Here is a 17,320-nt window from a genome sequence, read left to right as displayed (position 1 = left end):
CTCGACGCCTGACATTGCCATCGCCGAGCCGGTCGCCTCGATATGCCATCATGAACTGTAACGAGTTCTAGAAATGTCCGAGGAGGCCCGCGTGGGATCTGCGCGATCGATACGGACGGGGCCGTTCGTCGTGCCCCCCGTGGACGAGATTCCCGGCGGGCGGATGCTCGAGCTTCCCGGACGTGGACAGACCTACGTCGTCGACATCCCCGGACCACCCGGCGCGCCGGTGCTGATCCTGCTACACGGCACCGCCTGCACGGCGGCACTGAACTGGTTTCCCGCGCTGGCGTCGCTGAGCGCCCGGTATCGGGTGGTGCTCTTCGATCAGCGCTGGCACGGGCGCGGGATCCAGTCGGCGCGATTCCGGCTCGACGACTGCGCCGACGACGTCGTCGCGGTCGCCGACGCACTGGGCCTGGATCGCTTTGTCTGCGTCGGCTATTCGCTCGGCGGGATCGTCTCGCTGCTCACGGCGCACCGGCACCCCGACCGGGTCGCGGGGCTGGTGCTGTGCGCGACTCCGTATCGCTTCCAGGAGAAGTGGCGCGAGCGGGCGTTCCATCGCGGTTTCGCGTCCGTCGCCGAGGCGCTGGGTGACTATCCCTATCGCCGCGCCCGGCGGTTGACGCGGACCCTGCCGGATCTGCCGCCCGCCTTGGTGCCGGGCCAGCTCCGTCGCTGGGCGGTGGGCGAATTCCGCAGCACGAGCGGGTGGGCGCTGGCGCCCGTGCTGGCCGAGATCGGAACCTTCGACGCCACCGAGTGGCTGCCGGAGCTGCGGATGCCGACCGCGGTGGTCATCACGACCAGGGACAGGGCGATTCCGGTGTACCGGCAGATCGAACTCGCGGCCGCCGTCCCCGGTTCGAGCATTCATCCGGTCGCGGCGGGTCATGCGGCGTGTGCCGTCGCGCCGGACCGGTTCGTCGCGGCGCTGACCGATGCGTGCCGGGCTGTGGCGGCTCGACTGTAAGGACTTGCGAGTCGGCCGCCGTACCGCGGCGTCGGCGGCGCCTCGGTCAGTCGGCGGTGTTCAGCACAGCGCCGACGGCTTCCACCATCAGGTCGGTGGCGCGCTGGAGAACATCGGTCAGGGATTCGGTGAAGTCGGTTGCCGCCCAGTGGTCGACGGCGGCGAGGTATCCCCAGGCCGCCTGAGCGGCGGCGTAGCGGACGGTCAGGTCGATGTCGTCGCGCCCGAGCCGCTGGATCAGCAGGTGCTGGATCTGGCGCTCCAGGCTGTGGATCTGGTGCAGCTCACCGGTGCGGACCTCGGGTTCGGAGGTCATCAGTCGCACTCGGCGCCGGATGCGTTGCTCCTCGCCCGAATGCGCGAGGGCCGCGATGACCATCGGCGCGACGGCGGTGACCGCGGCCAGGAGCTCGGCCGGGGTGACGACATCGGTGCCCGCGGTCAGCAGGGTGAGGGCTTGGGTGTCGACATGGTCCCAGACAACCAGTTGTTCCTTGGTCCCGAAGTAGCGATAGATCGTGCTCGCCGAGACCCCGGCCGCGGCGGCAACCTGCTCGACCGACACTTTGCGGTAGCCGTCGGACTCGAACAATCCCAGGGCGACGTCCTGAATTTCCAGCATCGCCTGCATCTTGCGGCGCTCGACGAGGCCGGGCGCTGGGGGTTGACGGACGGGATCGGGCACCCCGAAACGATACGCGAGCCCATCCCCGCCGACTGACAGTGACTTGCAGAACCTTCCCGAGCGACGCTAATCTCTGATAGTCACTGTCAGACAGACAGTGACTATCAGGTTGGTGGGGCTTCGAAACCACCGCCAGTGCGAGGTAGGAGCCAGGGGTGGGCACAAATTCCACAGTCGACGTCGGATTCGTGAGCCGAGCGGAGCCGCAACGCCACGATCTCGTCGTCGGCAGCCGACGAGTCGCGTACGTGCAGGCCGGTACCGGTGATCGCGTGTGCATCCTCGTCCATGGTTTGGGCGGATGCCGGCGGCATTGGGCCGCGACAATCCCGGCGCTGGCGCGCACGCACCGGGTCCTCGCGGTCGACCTGCCGGGATTCGGCGATTCCGAAAAACCACAGGTGTCGACCATCGGCAACGCCGTGGCGGTGATCGACGCTCTGCGCCGGCACAGCGAGGTCGAGCGGATCGATGTCATCGGACATTCGATGGGCACCCTGGTGGCGTGCGAGGTCGCGGCCGGACTTCCCCACACGGTGGACCGAATCGTGTTGGCCGGCGGCCCGATCACCTCGGTGCTGGCACTGTTCGACTCGCCGATCGCCACCTTGCGCCGCGACCCCGGACTGGTGAATTTCCTGATCGAGGCGGCGACCGCGGGGCTGCCGCTGCCGTCCGCGATCCAGGCGCTGATCGTTCGCACGCCCTGGGCGCGCAAACTCGCGCTGGCACCGTATGTTCCGCGTCCGGAGGACATCTCCGAGGAGATGTTCGGCCACTTCCTCGCCGGCGTGGGCGGCCCTGGCACCCTGTCGACGTTGCGGCAGGGATTCGGTTACGACTTCACCGCGGCGCTGACGCACACCCGCCCGACGCTGCTGATCGGGGGCGAACTCGACCGGATCGCCCCCGAAGCCGACCTGCGAGGCTTCGCCGCCGCCAACCCGGCGGTGCGGCGGGTGGAAATCCTGTCCGGGGCCGGGCATCTGCCGATGCTCGAACAGCCCGACGAATTCAATCGGCTCGTCGCCGAATTCCTTTCCGCCGAAACAGAATCCAGGTGACAATCATGACCACGATCCCCGCCGGCATCGCTGCCGATCTACACCGTCTCGTCGAATCGGAAGATCTCGGCTCGTCCTTCTTCGCCGCTGCCGCCGACCACGCCTCGTCCGCCCGTCACCGTGACGCTTGGCAAGCCCTGCACGAGTTGGAGATCCGGACCCAGGCCGGCGTCAGCGCCTTCCTCGCACGCGCCCAGCAGGCCATTCCTTCGACCAACGCGGTGGCCGACACCGTCGGCCGCATCGGTGGCAGCGGTATGCACCTGTTGCCCTACGGGCTCCAACTGCGCGCGGTCCGCGAAACGACCACCCGCTACCTGCCCGCCTTTCATCGCCTGGCCCGCCACTACGAAAACACCGCCGAGGCACAGTTCTTCGACTACGTCGTCCACCACGAACTGGCCATTATCGAATTCACCAGCCTCGCCCTCGCCGACGCCCCCACCTGCATCGACCCCGTACAACGCCTACTCGACCGCCCGGTCCCACTCCTCTGAACCGTAGTCAGCCCTTGGCCCGCGCCGCGGCGAGTAGGTCATCGATCACGGCGGGCACGGCGTCGGCCAGTGCTTGGATGTCGGGGACCAGGTCGCGGCAGGCGATGAAGCCGAAATCCAGGTCGTCGCAGTTCGACAGCACGGTGACGGTGAGACCGGCCCCGTGGAAGACCGGGCCGAACGGGAACATCCCGTCCACCCGGACGCCGAGGAAGTACAGCGGCATCGGCGGACCCGGCACATTCGAGACCACCAGGTTGTGCACGACCGGGTGCCGTTCGGCCAGCTTCAGCGAGGAGTACACGCGTGAGGCGAGCCGAAAGGTGTTGGGCGGGGCGTACTTCGACCAGTCCTGGAGGAAGTCGGCGCCGATCAGGTCGTGTTCGGCCTTGGCTTCGCGGTTCGCGACGGCCAGCACCGCCAGCCGCTCGGCCGGATCGGCGACATCGGTGCCGAGGCGGCAGAACAGTGTCGAGACCTTGTTGATCCCCTCGGTGTGCCGCGTGGATTCGTGCACCGACACCGGCACCGAGGCGATCAGGGAGCGATCGGGCAGCTCGCCTCGTTCTTCCAGGTAGCGGCGCAGCACCCCGCCGACGACGGCCAGCACCACATCGTTGACCTTCACCCCGAACGCGGCCTTGATCTCCTTGATCGCGGCGAGGTCGGTCTTGGTGAACGAGACCGACCGCGCCGCGGTGACGGCCTGGTTGAACGGGGTGCGTGGCGCGGAGAACGGAAGTTCCATCCCCGCTTGATTGTTGCGGCGCCGCCGCGCGAAGCCCGCGACCATCCCGAGGGTCTTGGGAACCATGCCGAGCATTCCGGCCCTGGCGGGCAGACGGACCGCGGCCCGTGCGGCCAGTTCCAGATCACCGGGCACCGGTTCCGGTTGCCACGGTTCGGGTTCCGGGCGACTGGTCCCCGGCTCCGGATCGCACAGATGCATCATCATGTTGGTGCCGGTGATGCCGTCGACGGCCGAATGGTGGTACTTGCAGACGACGGCCACCTTGCCGTCGTCGAGCCCTTCCACCACCGACATCTCCCACAGCGGCCGATTCCGGTCCATCGGATAGCTGGCGATGGCGCCGATCAGCGCGGCCAGACCGCCCGACTCCGGCAATTCCACGCGCCGGAGGTGGTTGTCGAGGTCGAAATCGGCGTCGTCGACCCACAGCGGGTGATCGAGGTTGAACGGCACCGAGTGGATTCGGCGGCGCATGTGCGGGATGAGAGGCAACCGCTTGCGGAGCTCGTCGCGGATGCCGTCGAAGGAGTAGGGCCCGTCGGCCGGGTCGAGGATCAGCAGCGCGCAGACGTGGAGATGCTGGGTGCCGGTCTCCAGATAGAGGAAACTGGCATCCAGTCCGGTGAGTTGTTCCATAGCAGAAGCCTACTAGAACACGTTCTAGTTTTGCCGTAGCACGGACCGAACTCCGACGACGATCACAAGTGGTACGACGGTGCTACTTACGCATCCGGCCGGGCCGAGCGCCCGGCCGGATGCGTTGTGACACAGGTCGATTCAGCGCGGCGCCATCCGGATGGCACCGTCGAGGCGAATGGTCTCGCCGTTGAGCATCGGGTTCTCCACGATGTGGCGGGCCAACGCGGCGAACTCGGCGGGCTGCCCCAGTCGCGAGGGGTGCGGCACCTGCGCGCCGAGGGACTGCAGCGCCTCCTCGGGCAGCGTCTCGAACAGCGGCGTGCGGAACAGGCCGGGCGCGATCGTGACGACACGGATCTTGAAGCTCGCCAGGTCGCGCGCGATCGGCAGGGTCAGGCCGACGATGCCACCCTTGGACGCGGCGTAGGCGGCCTGGCCGATCTGGCCGTCGTAGGCGGCGACGGAGGCGGTGTTGATGATGACGCCGCGCTCCTCACCGACCGGGTCGGTGCCCGACATGCGTTCGGCGGCCAGCCGGATCACGTTGAACGTGCCGACGAGGTTGACGTTGATCACCTTGGTGAAATCGGCGAGCGGGAACGCGCCCTTCTTGCCGACCGTCTTGATCGCGTTGCCGATGCCGGCGCAGTTCACGGCGATCCGCAGCGGCGCCAGCGACTCGGCGACGTCGAGTGCCGCGGCCACCGCCGATTCATCGGTCACGTCCGCGCCCGCGAAAGCCGCGCCCTCGCCCAGCTCCTTGGCGATGGCCGCACCGTTGGACGAGGGGAGGTCGACGATGACGACCTTGGCGCCCTTGGCGTGCAGTTCCTGCACGGTCGCCAAGCCGAGACCCGACGCACCGCCGGTGACGATCGCGGACGAGTTGACGAAATCCATACTGTTTCTCCTGTTTTCGGTGGGGTCTCACTGAATATTGACACACTTCGCCAAAACTGTTTGGCTTTCGCGGTGACCCCGCCAGCCCCCCGCCGTCCCGGCCGTCCCTCCGTGCTGGACACCCGGGCCGTGTCGGTCGGCGCGCTGCGCCTGTGGACCGATCGCGGTTTCGCCACCACCAGCTGGAACGACCTCGCCGCGGCCACCGGGATCAGCACGCGCACCCTGTTGCGGCACTTCTCGTCCCGATCCGAGATCGCCTGGATCGGCGTCGCGCCCGCGACGGAGCGGCTACGGGACGCGCTCGCCGGGGCCGCCCCCGAGGAGCCGGCCGCGGTGGTCGTGCGGGCCGCGATCGTCGAATCGGTGTCGCGCGATCCGCGCATCCAGGAGCTGGCGCCGGACTGGCTGCGCCTGATCTCCTCCGAACCCGAACTGGCCGCGACCGCTCCCCGGATCTACCGCCCGTGGATCGATACACTGTCGGGCTACCTCGCCGGCCGGCTGCACGGCTCCCCCGCTCCCATCTGCCGGGCCATCGCGACCGCCTACCAGTCCGCCACCTTCGCCGCGCTGATCGAGTGGGCCGAGTCCGGCGCGGAGGGCGACTGCGCGGATTCGGTCGACCGGATGCTGCGCTGGATGGATCCGCACCTGCCGGGCGCCGCGCCGGACTGAGCACCACCCGATCGTGGCTACGCTCGCACGCGCCGCCGCGATCGGGCCTGGCCGGTCTCCGGTGCGAACGAAGTGAGCCCGACCTCCCGGTATCGCCCGGCCAGGCGTTCGTACTTGCGCCGATTGCGGGCCATCGGCGAGTCGGTGACCGTGGCAGGCAGCCGGGTGAAGGCGACGCGGAGGGCGGTCGTGAGCACCCGGAAGTGGCGGTCGTGGCGAGCGGTCCAGGTGATCGGCATCTTGGCGCGCACCTCGGGGTGCATGATGCCGCAGCCGAGAACCATCGCGATATAGCCGAAAGTGGGTGCGCTCACCCACCAGAGCGGAGCGGCGACGGCGGGCAGGACGTCCGGGCGCGGTGCACGGCGGACCGTCGTGGTGGCCGCCTCCAGCGCCGGCGTCGCGCGCAGTTCGGCGATCATCTGGTCGTAGTGCACGGTCAGATCCGCGTAGTTCGCGATCGGCTGTGAGTTGCCCGGCAGGTGCAGCCCGCGCGTCTTGGCGAGGTAGTGATCCCAGATGGCCTGGTCAGCGGCCGGCGACGGGGAGTCGCCGGTCAATGCCAGGTAGGCGCCGCGCTGGACGAAGAAGGTCGAGTAGAGAATCCAGTTCCAGGCGTGCGGGTTGAGCGCCGAATAGCGCGCACCGTCCGGGCCGACCCCTTTGACGTCGCGATGCAGGAGCATGAGCCGCTGCGACTCGGCATCCCGGTCGGCGTCTTCGCCGTGGTAGATCAGCTGGTCGGCCGCGGCAGTGCGCGCCGCCCGCGCCCACGGCTGGTTTCGCGAACGTCCGGTGGCCTCGAGCGCGGCCGAGACGGGCGGCAGCATCGGCTGGTCGAACAGGCCGACACCGAACAAACCGAACAGGACCGACCCGCCGACACGTTCGAATCGTGCGACGGCGCTGCGGGATTCGCGCGAGGACGCCGGGGCGACGTCGACCGCGCGGGTTTCCTGATGTGGCACAGGACAGGTCATCGGTGAACTCCTTTGTTCCGCCGACAGTTCTGGTGCAGGACGACACCACAAACTAGTCTGGTGTCAGAGTGCACCAGAATTGAGGGCTGGTCAAGAGTACGGGTGGACTATTCTGGCGCCCGAGGACGAGGAAAGGCGGCCATGCGCAACGACTCCGATGACGCGGCGACGTCGCGCGTCTACGGCGGCGTGGCCGCGGACGAACGCCGATCCCGCCGTCGCGGCGCGCTGTTCGACGCCGCGCTCGACCTGCTCGCCGAGGGCGGGGCACCCGCGGTCACCAAGCGGGCCGTCTGTGTCAGAGCCCGGCTCAACGATCGCTACTTCTACGAGCAGTTCACCGACCGCGATGCCCTGCTCACCGCGCTGGTCGAGGAGCACACCGCCCTTGGCATCGCCGCGGTGGTGACCGCCACCCACGACGCCGAGCCCGACGTCCACAGCCAGGTGCGCGCGGCGGCCGGCGCCGCGCTGGGTTTCCTGCTCGCCGACCCCCGCCGATCGGCCCTGCTGCTCAACGCGCAGAGCACCGAGGCGCTGCAGGCCGCGCGACTGACCACCCAGCACGCGATCGCCCGCGCGATGTCGGCGGTGGGCCGCGAGATCCTCGCCGAACCCGCCGATCCGCTCGACGCCGATATGACCGCCTACAGCGTGGTCAGCGGTGCGCTGGAGCTGGTCGCGGCCTGGATGCGCGGCGAATTCGACACCACCCGGGAACATCTCACCGATCTCATCGCCCGGCTGCTGCTGAGCTCCGACAGCGCACAACACGTCACCGCGACGAAGTCGGCGAAGTAGCCCGGGCACGAAGTCTCCCACTCGCCGGTCATCCGGTGGTGCCGCCGGAGGCCGGCGTGAGACGCTCGGAGGTCGAGAACTGCCGATCGAGGAGGCCACCGCCCGATGCGGGGAATCAATCACATCGTTCTGTTCGTCGCGGATCTGCCGCGCAGCATCGCGTTCTACGAGGACGTGCTCGGATTCGAGCGGCTCGCCGAAGGGTTCCCCGGCGGCGCGTTTCTGCGTCACCCCGGCTCGGCCAATGACCACGACCTGGGGCTCTTCCAGGCCAGAACACCCGCGGCGGGCCCGGCGGGCTCGGTCGGGCTCTATCACGTCGCCTGGGAAGTGGACACATTGTCCGAGCTCGTCACCGTCCGGGACCGCTTGACGGCGGCGCGGGCACTGACCGGTGCCGGCGATCACGGGTCGACCAAGGCGCTCTACGCCCGCGACCCCGACGGCATCGAGTTCGAGGTGTGCTGGCTGGTACCCGATGAACACGTAGAGGACGCGCTCGCTCCCGGTACCTCGCTGACCGCGCCCCTCGACATCGACGCCCAGATCCGGCGGTACGGCGCGACCACCGCGGGCGGCCCACGCACCGATCCCCAGGTCTGGGCGCGCGTCGCGGCACGCCGGGCGGGGACGTCCTGACCGGCACCGGTGTCCGGTAGCGAACTACCAGTGGATGTCGGCCGTCGACTCGAGCGGGCTGCGCTCGGCCACCGACTCCTGGGTGACGAACGTGTCGGCGATGTGCAGCGCGGCCGGGAATCGGCAGTGCGCTCGCTGTTCGATCTCGGCCACGGCGACCTGGAAGACGCGGAACTCGTCGAGGGCGAGCGCTTCGAGTTCGTCGAGGTGCTGGGTCAGCAGAAATGCCTTGCACCGCAGTCGATTTTCCTCGACGAAGCAGATCACCTTCCAGTACTCCCGCGGCAGGGCCACGCCTCGATGCAGCTGGTCATCGGCGCGGAAGGCAGGCCCGCCGAACACGCTCACCTTCAGGTCGTCGATGTCGACGTCGGCGAAGACCGCGTCTTCGAGCTGCCCCCACACCCCGGCACGGCTGCTCTGGTTGAAGTCGTCCATCTGCGGGGTGATGTTGGTGTAGAAGAAGGAGTCGGCATTGGCCTGCTCGGCCTCGGTCTCGCTGCCCCACAGCAGATCCGCGCGCCGCGCCAGGTGTCCGCGATCGAGCCGATTGCGTCGATAGAGCTCGTTTCCCACCTGCGCCGCGGCCGGGATGCGCGGGTCCTTGACGAAGTCGATGCCGGTGCGCGGAAGTTTGCGCATCGCGGCACCGTCGATATTCCAGGCCACCCAGAACGCGAACCGCCGCGGCGTGCTCAGCGCCAGCGAGAAGTGGGTGTAGCTGATGACGTCGGAGCCGTCGAGGCGGAACGCGTCGCCGCGCACGGCGGCATCCAGTTCCGGAACCTCGACTCTCGACCCGAGAAAATCCGGGTCGTACCCGGTCCGCGGTACGTCGCTGTCGATACCGGTTATCGACGGAGAATCCACGTTGACGGTCATCGGAAGCCCCTTCCCGAAGGGTGGACGATGTGTGTCGGCAGTTCACCCTGATGGGCGTGCACACGATCGTCGTCGCCACCGCGGACATCCTCACGAGTAGTCGACTACCCGTTGTCCGCGCCCGCGGGCCGAGCCGGCGGCGGCTCCCCTATCGCGGGTCCGGTGTCCCGTCGCCGGTCACGGCGAAGGTCGCCCACGCACGCACCACGACAGTGCCCGCGGCGTCGGCGCCGCTCAGACTCACATCGACACGGGATTCGCCGTCCTGCACATAGCTCTGCGTCACCCGCCCCGAGCACGACATGACATCGCCGGGCGGCAGGGGTCGCACCGACCTGGTGCGGAAACGGCGGATGGCCTCGGCCCCGAGCCAGTCGGTGGCGTAGGTCGCCAGCAGCGCCGCCGCCTGTGGTGACACCTGCTCGCCCGCGAAGGCTTCCGCCGCCGCCCACGACTCGGCGACCAGTCCGCCCGTGCGGTCGAAGTAGCGGGTGAGCGATTCGGCGGCGCCGACGGCGGGCTGACCGGGGGCACCGGCGCGGATCGCGGTCAGCTGGTCGCCCGCGCGCGGCGGCGGACCGAAGAACCGGTGATCGGTCTCGACCCGCTCCCCCACCCGGGATCCGTCGGCGGGCAGGAAGGTCGGCGGCACCACGGGCCGATCGGCGAGCCGGTAGGCCGGATTGTCCGAGCGCGCCGCTCGCGCGAACAGCCGGATGGCCTCGGTGTCCAGTACCACCGCGACGTTACCCATGATTCACTCCTGCTCGTCGAAACCGATGCTGTCACGGTAGGGCGGTGCGCCTGCTGTGATCGGTTCCTCTCCCGGTCATCGGGACAGCGGCCGACCGGGACGAAAACATGTCCGCTGACCGGGAACACCACGACCCGCCGACCCTCGCGCGGCGCGACCATCGGCGCAGCTCATCCCTACTCCGTCCGAACATGGAGGTTTCGATGCCGGAGAACTCGCCGAACGGCCGATCGCAGGACACCACCGCCGACTACCGGCAGATCGAGGCCGCCGCGGCGCCGACTCGGTTCGCCCGCGGCTGGCACTGCCTCGGCCTGCTCTCGTCGTTTCGCGACGGCAAACCGCACGAGGTGAAGGCCTTCGGCACCATGCTCGTGGTGTTCCAGTCCGAATCCGACGGCGCGTTGCACGTGCTCGACGGCTACTGCCGCCACATGGGCGGCAACCTCGCCCACGGCACCATCAAGGGCGACTCGATCGCCTGCCCGTTCCACGACTGGCGCTGGGGCGGCAACGGCAAGTGCACGGCCATTCCGTACGCGCGCCGAGTGCCGCCGCTCGCCAAGACCCGCACCTGGCCGACGCTCGAGCGCAACGGCCAGCTCTACGTCTGGCACGACCCGCAGGGCCGCAAGCCCACCGACGACGTGACCATTCCCGAGATCGAGGGCTACGGCACGCCGGAGTGGACCGACCTGACCTGGAATTCGATTCTGATCGAGGGCTCGCACTGTCGCGAGATCGTCGACAACGTCGTCGACATGGCGCACTTCTTCTACGTGCACTACTCGTTCCCGCGCTACTTCAAGAACGTCTTCGAGGGCCACGTCGCCACCCAGTACATGCGCTCGACCCCGCGCCACGATGTCACCGTCGGCACCAGCTACGACGACCCGGATTCCGCGCTGCGCTCGGACGCCTCGTACTTCGGGCCGTCCTACATGCTCGATTGGCTGTGGAGCGAATCGAACGGGATGACAATCGAGACGGTGCTCGTCAACTGCCACTACCCGGTCGACGAGAACTCGTTCGTGCTGCAGTACGGCGCGATGGTCAAGAAGCCGGAGGGTATGTCCGACGAGGACGCCAACGCGATGGCGGCGCAGTTCGCGCAGGGCGTGGAGTACGGCTTCGAGCAGGACGTCGAGATCTGGAAGAACAAGGCGCCCATCGACAATCCGCTGCTGTCGGAGGAGGACGGCCCGGTGTACCAGCTGCGCCGTTGGTACAAGCAGTTCTATGTCGACGTCGAGGACGTCACCGAGGACATGACCAAGCGATTCGAGTTCGAGATCGATACCGAACGCGCGGTGACGAGCTGGGAGGCCGAGGTGGCCGACAACATCGCCCGCGGCGCCGTCGTCGACACCATGTCCTGACTCCGACCACTCCGAACAGAAAGCACCACCGAAGATGACCAAGGTTCTCGACAATATCGCCGCGATCGCCGACAAGCTGCGCGATCAGGCCCCGGAGGCCGAGCGTCTCGGGCAGCTGCCCGATGCCACGGCCCAGCTGCTGAAGACGGCGGGTCCGATCCGCCTGCTGCAGCCGAAGAAGTACAGCGGCTACGAGGCGCACCCGCGCGAGTTCGCCGAGACGGTGATGGCCACCGCCGCGCTCGACCCGGCCAGCGGCTGGATCGCCGGCATCGTCGGCGTGCACCCGTGGCAGCTGGCCTTCGCCGACCCGAAGGTGCAGGACGAGGTGTGGGCCGACGACCACGACACCTGGATGGCCTCGCCCTACGCGCCGACCGGTATCGCCCGCCCGGTCGACGGCGGCTACATCTTCAACGGCCGCTGGCAGTTCAGTTCCGGCACCGACCACTGTGACTGGATCTTCCTGGGCGCCATGCTCGGTGATGCCGAGGGCAAGATGGCGCTGCCGCCGACGATGCTGCACATGATCCTGCCGCGCCAGGACTACCAGATCGTCGAGGACTCCTGGAATGTGGTGGGCCTCAAGGGCACCGGGTCCAAGGACATCATCGTCAAGGACGCGTTCGTGCCCGACTACCGGGTGATGAACGGCGACCACGTCATCGACGGCACCGCGCAGAAGGAGTACGGGGTCACCGAGACGCTGTACAAGATGCCGTGGTCGACGATGTTCCCGCTGGGCATCAGCTCCGCGGTGGTCGGCATCGCCGAGGGCGCGCTGGCCGCGCACCTGGACTACCAGCGCGACCGGGTCGGCGCCCAGGGCACCGCCGTCAAGGACGATCCGTACGTGCTGTTCGCCATCGGCGAGGCCGCCGCCGACATCAACGCCGCGCGCCAGGAACTCCTCGCGAACGCCGACATGATCTTCGACAAGGTCGACGCGGGCAAGGAGATCGGCTTCGCCGAACGGGCCGCGGTCCGGCGCACCCAGGTCCGCGCGGCCTGGCGCGCGGTCTCCGCCGTGGACCAGATCTTCGCCCGCTCCGGCGGCAACGCCATGCGGATCGACAAGCCGTTGCAGCGCTACTGGCGCGACGCGCACGTCGGCCTCGCCCACGCCATCCACGTGCCGAGCACGGTGTACCACGCCTCGGCCGTCAGCTCCCTCGGTCTCGAGCCCGCGGACAACCTGCGCTCGATGATCTGACCCGAAAACCACGAAGGACAACGGAAATGACAGACATCAAAGGCCTCGGCTACGTCAAAATCCAGACCGCCGACATGGACCGGTGGCGCAAGTTCGCGTTCGAGGTGCTCGGCTTCGCGCAGGGCAGCGGCCCCGACGAGGACGCGCTGTACCTGCGGATGGACGAGCGCGCGGCCCGCATCACGGTCGTGCCGGGTGACAGCGACGCCATCGTCACCATCGGCTGGGAGGTGCGCGATCACGCCGCCCTGGTCCGCGTGCAGGAGGCGGTCACGGCCGCGGGTATCGCCGTGAAACCGCTCTCGGTCGAAGAGGCCGACGCGCGCCGGGTCGAGGAGGTCATCACGTTCCAGGACCCGACCGGTGCGACGCTCGAGATCTTCCACGGCGCGGTGCTCGACCACAGTCCGGTGGTGACCCCGTTCGGCGCGCGATTCGTCACCGGCGCACAGGGTCTGGGCCATGTCGTGCTGCCGACCATGGACCCCAACGGCGCGTTCGGCTTCTACACCGACGTGCTCGGATTCCTGCCGCGCGGCGCGTTCCGGATCCCGGCGCCGCCGGAGTACGGCCCGATGCGGGTGCGGTTCCTCGGTGTCAACGAGCGCCATCACAGCCTGGCGCTGTGCCCGGCCCCGCACGGTGGCGCGCCCGGCCTGGTGCACATCATGGTGGAGGTCGACTCCCTCGACGCGGTCGGCCAAGCCCTGGATCGGGTGACCAAGGACGGCTTCTCGGTGTCCTCGACGCTGGGCAGGCACACCAACGACAAGATGGTGTCGTTCTATGTCCGCGCGCCCGGCGGCTGGGATATCGAGTTCGGCACCGAAGGCATGCGGGTCGACGAGACCTACTACAGCGCCGAGGAGATCACCGCGGACAGCTACTGGGGCCACGACTGGTCCGGAAGCGAGCCGCTCGCGGCGATGTAATCCGCAGGTAGTCCCACGACGACGGCCCCTGGCCCGAGCTTCTCGCTCGGGCCAGGGGCCGTCTTTTTCATATTGACCTGCCGATTCATGTGACAACGACCACAACGGATGGTATGAATAGGTATATGCCTAATCGAAATATGCGACTGGGCATCAGCTCGTAGATCCGAATGGAGAGCTCATGGTCATCCAGGCCGAGGCCACCACCCCGAGCGCGATCCTCGATCGCGCGTCCCTGCTGCTCGACGCCTTCGACGGGCCGGGCAGGCTCACGCTCGCCCAGATCGTCCGGCGCACCGGTCTACCCCGGTCCTCGGCGCATCGCATGCTCGATCGGCTGGTGCAGTTGCGCTGGCTACGTCGCGAGGGGCGAGACTACGAACTCGGCATCCGGCTGATGGAGCTCGGCTCGCTGGCGGTGCACCAGGACCGGTTGCACCGTGCGGCGATGCCGTTCCTGCACGAGCTGCACCGGGTCACCGGATTCGTGGTGCATCTGGCCGTGCTGGACGGTCCCGACGTCGTGTACCTCGACAAGGTCGGCGGCGAGCTGTCGGCAGTGGTGCCCACCCGCGTCGGCGGCAGGCGCCCCGCCGCCTGCACCGCGGTCGGCAAGGCGATCCTGGCCTACTCCGACGAGCGCCGCATCGCCGACGCCCTCGCCGGCCAGTCCGGCGCGCGTACGCGCTACTCGATCACCACCAAGGCCCAGCTCGACACCGAACTGAACAAGGTGCGCGCGCACGGGATCGCCGTCGAGCGCGAGGAGTCGCTGCCCGGCTTCGGCTGTATCGCGGCGCCCATCGGCGATCTCGGCGAGGCCGCCGTGGCGGCGGTGTCGGTGTGCGGACCGGTGGATCGGATGCTGTTCGATCACCGGCTCAGCGCGCCGGTGCGCACGACCGCGCTCAATATCTGGCGCCATGTCGACGACGGCCGGGTCCGGGTACACCCGACGCTGCAGCAGCATCCTCGTCCGCTGGGCGTGAGCCGTTCGTACGCCGACCATCGCGGGCCGCGTACGGCGTGATCCCATCTCGCGCCGTATGCCGCCCGAACGCGGGCGGCCTACGGCGCGACGGATGAGACTCGTTTGTGCACGCGGCAACAAGGTCAGAACAGTTCGCGGACAGTCACTTTCGTCAGAGCGGGCGGTTCACGCAAAAACTGTGACAGATCCGGTCGCGGACGATCATGTCCGGGCATTCGGGGTCGAACCAGCGGTCGACGTGCGCCCAGTGGACCGGGTGCATCAAATAGGGGCCTACGAGAGCGTCGAGGTCAGCGAACTCCTGCTCCCAGACATGCGTCCACGCCGCCAGTCCGGTGCCACGGGTGACCCGGCTCAACTGCCAGGACCGAATACCGGGCAGGTAGCGGGGCATCCGCAGCAGATCTGCCTCGAAGCGCTCGACCATCGCGCACGGGGTGTCCTGCTCTACTCGTAGCAGCAGTACCCGGTATACCGACCCGGTGGCGCCCGGCTCGGCGGTACCCGCTGTGCCGCCCTGATATTCGACGCCGTCGACGTGGGCGACCGGGCTCTCGCTCAGCAAAGTATCGACCTCCGTGGCTGTCCCCAGCCAGTCCGCGGACTCGTCGAAGCGCAGGTGCACCAGGACATCACCACCGTTGCGCACGCCAGGCAAGGTGGGCTCGACCAGCACGCGACGTGCGGCCGGGGCGGCGATGTCGCGCACCCTGGTCATCAGCCGGTCGCGCACCATGGCATCGGTGCCGGGCGAGAGATGTACCAGCCGAGTCACTTCACACATCGCCGAGCCTGTCGATGTCGGTGGCGAGCGCGCCGGTCGAGCGGGTCCGTTCGACGATCAGCTCCTGCGCCGAGTCCCACCACTGTCGTACCGACTCGTCCGGGCGCCCCTTCCAGGTCATCTCCCACCAGCCCTGCGCGCCGTCGAGCACCCAACTCGCGATGATCGTGTTCGACTCGTCCGGGAACCACACGGGCGGACTCACCACGATCCGCTCCAGCGTCATGCCGCGGTCGCGCGCACCCGGGGCGTAGTCACGCAGATAGGCGTCGACGAATTCTCTGGCCCGCCCGGGCTTGGTCACTACGGTGTCGATCACGTAGACCTTCGTGGCTTCCATGCACCGACCGTAGGCAGCCTCCGACAGGCATCGACCTGGTGTTTCCGCCCAGTGGGAGAACGCGGTGCGGATCGCGGGACCCCGGCCCTACGGTGAGGCCGACGACGGCGGATTCCGTCGCCGAAATTCAGGAGGACCAGTGACTGTGCGTACTTTCCCGACCACCGGGCCCGGTGCGGTTCCCGATCCGCAAGTCGCGACCATGCTCGCCACGCTCGACGCCGGATTCCCCGATGTCGCCACGATGGCCGCGACCGAGGTACGCGCCGCGATCCGCGCCAGACGCGCTCCGCTGCAACGACTTCCCGATCTGGCGCTCGCCCGTGACCTCACGATCGACGGGCCCGGCGGCCCGCTGCCGCTGCGCGTGTTCGCGCCCCATCACGACGGCGAACCGCTGCCGGTGATCGTGTTCGCGCACGGCGGCGGCTTCGTGTTCTGCGACCTCGACAGTCACGACGAATTCTGCCGCTCGATGGCGGCGGGCGTGGGTGCGGTGGTGGTCTCGGTCGACTATCGGCTCGCGCCCGAGCACGCGGGCCCCGCGGCCCACGACGACATGTTCGCGGCGCTGCGGTGGGCCGCCGAGAACGCGGGCGCCTACGGCGGCGACCCGTCGAGGATCGCGGTGGCCGGCGACAGCGCGGGCGGCAATCTCGCCGCCACCGTGGCCATCGCGGCCAGGGACACCGGTGGACCGCGGATCGCGGCGCAGATCCTGATCTATCCGGTGATCGATGACGATTTCGAGACCGAGTCCTACCGGCGATTCGGCACGGGCCACTACAACACGACCAGCGCCATGCGGTGGTACTGGGCGAACTACGCACCGCACGGCACCGACGACGTGCGTCTCGTGCCGACCAGGGCGGACTCACTGGCCGCGCTACCGCCCGCGGTGGTGATCACCGCCGAACTGGACCCGCCGTGTTCGGCCGGGGACGCCTACGCCCAGCGCCTGGCAGCCGACGGTGTCGCGGTCAGCCATCGCCGCTACGCCGGGCTGTTCCACGGCTTCCTCAGCATCCCGTCCCTCGACGCCACGGTGGCCGCGCGCGCCGAGATCTGGGCCGCGGTGCGCGCGCTGCTCGACCTGCCTCGGGACCCGGCGTAGCGGTTCGGGTTCAGACCGCGGTGAAGTACTCGATCTTCGGCGCGGCGGCCAGCAAGGGAGCCATCAACTTGCCTGCCGCGCGGAAATGCTCCGACCGGCCGTGCGCTTCTACCGCGGCGTCGTCGGAATACAGTTCGAAGAACCGGTAGTGATCGGCATCGGTCCGCGAACGCACCAGCTGGTAGGTCAGGTTACCCGGCTCGTTGGCCTTGATCTGTCCGATCAGGTCGGCGACGACGGATTCGAACTCCGCCCCCGCACCGGCTTTGACGGTGACCTCGGCGATGACTGCGATCATGATTTCTCTCCTTTTCCGTGCGA

The 17,320-nt window shown here is 68.5% G+C and carries 20 protein-coding genes; 11 read left to right on the top strand and 9 right to left on the bottom strand.

What is annotated here, in order from left to right; all coding sequences use genetic code 11:
• The first annotated feature begins 91 nt into the window (after nt 1-91).
• Nucleotides 92-976 carry an alpha/beta fold hydrolase gene (locus tag ACFWFP_RS07310; RefSeq protein ID WP_379293653.1) on the top strand — a complete coding sequence of 295 codons (885 nt, stop codon included), beginning with the start codon at nt 92-94 and terminating at the stop codon, nt 974-976.
• Nucleotides 977-1,022: 46 nt separating this feature from the next.
• Here the strand turns inward: ACFWFP_RS07310 and ACFWFP_RS07305 are convergent, their stop codons facing one another.
• Nucleotides 1,023-1,661 carry a TetR/AcrR family transcriptional regulator gene (locus tag ACFWFP_RS07305; RefSeq protein ID WP_379293651.1) on the bottom strand — a complete coding sequence of 213 codons (639 nt, stop codon included), beginning with the start codon at nt 1,659-1,661 and terminating at the stop codon, nt 1,023-1,025.
• Between the two features lie 155 nt (nt 1,662-1,816).
• Between ACFWFP_RS07305 and ACFWFP_RS07300 the strand changes: the two genes are divergently transcribed.
• Together ACFWFP_RS07300 and ACFWFP_RS07295 are read left to right on the top strand one after the other, a co-directional pair.
• The gene (locus tag ACFWFP_RS07300) at nt 1,817-2,725 is read left to right on the top strand and encodes an alpha/beta fold hydrolase (protein WP_379293650.1); all 909 of its coding nucleotides are present in this window, start codon (nt 1,817-1,819) and stop codon (nt 2,723-2,725) included.
• Between the two features lie 5 nt (nt 2,726-2,730).
• A complete protein-coding gene (locus ACFWFP_RS07295) occupies nt 2,731-3,222 on the top strand; it encodes a hypothetical protein (RefSeq protein ID WP_379293649.1) in 492 nt (163 codons plus the stop codon).
• Nucleotides 3,223-3,229: 7 nt separating this feature from the next.
• Here the strand turns inward: ACFWFP_RS07295 and ACFWFP_RS07290 are convergent, their stop codons facing one another.
• Together ACFWFP_RS07290 and ACFWFP_RS07285 are read right to left on the bottom strand one after the other, a co-directional pair.
• Entirely contained in the window at nt 3,230-4,609 is a 1,380-nt protein-coding gene (locus ACFWFP_RS07290; RefSeq protein WP_379293648.1) for a wax ester/triacylglycerol synthase family O-acyltransferase, read from the bottom strand.
• Nucleotides 4,610-4,750: 141 nt separating this feature from the next.
• Nucleotides 4,751-5,512 carry a 3-hydroxyacyl-CoA dehydrogenase gene (locus ACFWFP_RS07285; protein WP_379293647.1) on the bottom strand — a complete coding sequence of 254 codons (762 nt, stop codon included), beginning with the start codon at nt 5,510-5,512 and terminating at the stop codon, nt 4,751-4,753.
• Between the two features lie 72 nt (nt 5,513-5,584).
• Between ACFWFP_RS07285 and ACFWFP_RS07280 the strand changes: the two genes are divergently transcribed.
• Nucleotides 5,585-6,190, top strand: coding sequence for a TetR/AcrR family transcriptional regulator (locus ACFWFP_RS07280; protein WP_379293646.1), 606 nt, complete (start codon nt 5,585-5,587; stop codon nt 6,188-6,190).
• Nucleotides 6,191-6,207: 17 nt separating this feature from the next.
• Here the strand turns inward: ACFWFP_RS07280 and ACFWFP_RS07275 are convergent, their stop codons facing one another.
• Complete coding sequence (locus ACFWFP_RS07275) at nt 6,208-7,170, bottom strand: oxygenase MpaB family protein (protein WP_379293645.1); 963 nt, start codon at nt 7,168-7,170, stop codon at nt 6,208-6,210.
• 141 nt (nt 7,171-7,311) lie between these two features.
• Between ACFWFP_RS07275 and ACFWFP_RS07270 the strand changes: the two genes are divergently transcribed.
• Together ACFWFP_RS07270 and ACFWFP_RS07265 are read left to right on the top strand one after the other, a co-directional pair.
• Nucleotides 7,312-7,971: a TetR family transcriptional regulator gene (locus ACFWFP_RS07270; protein WP_379293644.1), complete on the top strand. Its 660-nt coding sequence runs from the start codon at nt 7,312-7,314 to the stop codon at nt 7,969-7,971.
• Nucleotides 7,972-8,076: 105 nt separating this feature from the next.
• On the top strand, nt 8,077-8,610 hold the full coding sequence (locus ACFWFP_RS07265; protein ID WP_379293643.1) for a VOC family protein: 534 nt from the start codon (nt 8,077-8,079) through the stop codon (nt 8,608-8,610).
• A gap of 24 nt (nt 8,611-8,634) precedes the next feature.
• On the opposite strand, the gene ACFWFP_RS07260 is transcribed toward ACFWFP_RS07265, so the two are convergent.
• Both ACFWFP_RS07260 and ACFWFP_RS07255 read right to left on the bottom strand, forming a co-directional pair.
• A complete protein-coding gene (locus ACFWFP_RS07260; RefSeq protein ID WP_379293642.1) occupies nt 8,635-9,492 on the bottom strand; it encodes a DNA/RNA non-specific endonuclease in 858 nt (285 codons plus the stop codon).
• A gap of 148 nt (nt 9,493-9,640) precedes the next feature.
• Nucleotides 9,641-10,246 carry a hypothetical protein gene (locus ACFWFP_RS07255; RefSeq protein ID WP_379293641.1) on the bottom strand — a complete coding sequence of 202 codons (606 nt, stop codon included), beginning with the start codon at nt 10,244-10,246 and terminating at the stop codon, nt 9,641-9,643.
• 203 nt (nt 10,247-10,449) lie between these two features.
• On the opposite strand from ACFWFP_RS07255, the gene ACFWFP_RS07250 reads away from it, so the two are divergent.
• The 4 genes from ACFWFP_RS07250 to ACFWFP_RS07235 all read left to right on the top strand — a co-directional run bounded on the left by ACFWFP_RS07250 (nt 10,450) and on the right by ACFWFP_RS07235 (nt 14,800).
• Nucleotides 10,450-11,625, top strand: a complete 1,176-nt coding sequence (locus ACFWFP_RS07250) for a Rieske 2Fe-2S domain-containing protein (protein WP_379293640.1) — start codon at nt 10,450-10,452, stop codon at nt 11,623-11,625.
• A 34-nt stretch (nt 11,626-11,659) separates the two neighbouring features.
• Nucleotides 11,660-12,838, top strand: coding sequence for an acyl-CoA dehydrogenase family protein (locus ACFWFP_RS07245; RefSeq protein WP_379293639.1), 1,179 nt, complete (start codon nt 11,660-11,662; stop codon nt 12,836-12,838).
• 26 nt (nt 12,839-12,864) lie between these two features.
• Nucleotides 12,865-13,770, top strand: coding sequence for a biphenyl-2,3-diol 1,2-dioxygenase (gene bphC / locus ACFWFP_RS07240; protein WP_379293638.1), 906 nt, complete (start codon nt 12,865-12,867; stop codon nt 13,768-13,770).
• A 181-nt stretch (nt 13,771-13,951) separates the two neighbouring features.
• The gene (locus tag ACFWFP_RS07235; RefSeq protein WP_379293637.1) at nt 13,952-14,800 is read left to right on the top strand and encodes an IclR family transcriptional regulator; all 849 of its coding nucleotides are present in this window, start codon (nt 13,952-13,954) and stop codon (nt 14,798-14,800) included.
• Nucleotides 14,801-14,912: 112 nt separating this feature from the next.
• Here ACFWFP_RS07235 and ACFWFP_RS07230 read toward each other — a convergent pair whose 3' ends face one another.
• Both ACFWFP_RS07230 and ACFWFP_RS07225 read right to left on the bottom strand, forming a co-directional pair.
• Nucleotides 14,913-15,545 (bottom strand): Dabb family protein, encoded by a 633-nt coding sequence (locus ACFWFP_RS07230; RefSeq protein WP_379293636.1) that lies wholly within the window; start codon nt 15,543-15,545, stop codon nt 14,913-14,915.
• Nucleotides 15,538-15,885, bottom strand: a complete 348-nt coding sequence (locus ACFWFP_RS07225; RefSeq protein WP_379293635.1) for a hypothetical protein — start codon at nt 15,883-15,885, stop codon at nt 15,538-15,540. The genes ACFWFP_RS07230 and ACFWFP_RS07225 overlap by 8 nt, the downstream gene beginning before the upstream one ends.
• A 139-nt stretch (nt 15,886-16,024) precedes the next feature.
• On the opposite strand from ACFWFP_RS07225, the gene ACFWFP_RS07220 reads away from it, so the two are divergent.
• On the top strand, nt 16,025-16,999 hold the full coding sequence (locus tag ACFWFP_RS07220) for an alpha/beta hydrolase (RefSeq protein WP_379293634.1): 975 nt from the start codon (nt 16,025-16,027) through the stop codon (nt 16,997-16,999).
• Between the two features lie 10 nt (nt 17,000-17,009).
• On the opposite strand, the gene ACFWFP_RS07215 is transcribed toward ACFWFP_RS07220, so the two are convergent.
• The gene (locus ACFWFP_RS07215; protein ID WP_379293633.1) at nt 17,010-17,297 is read right to left on the bottom strand and encodes a putative quinol monooxygenase; all 288 of its coding nucleotides are present in this window, start codon (nt 17,295-17,297) and stop codon (nt 17,010-17,012) included.
• Nucleotides 17,298-17,320 lie beyond the last annotated feature (23 nt).

Source organism: Nocardia sp. NPDC060249, from assembly GCF_042728755.1.
Lineage (GTDB): Bacteria > Actinomycetota > Actinomycetes > Mycobacteriales > Mycobacteriaceae > Nocardia.
The sequence above is the reverse complement of the archived record's forward strand: the minus strand, read 5'-3'. Positions and strand labels throughout refer to the sequence as shown.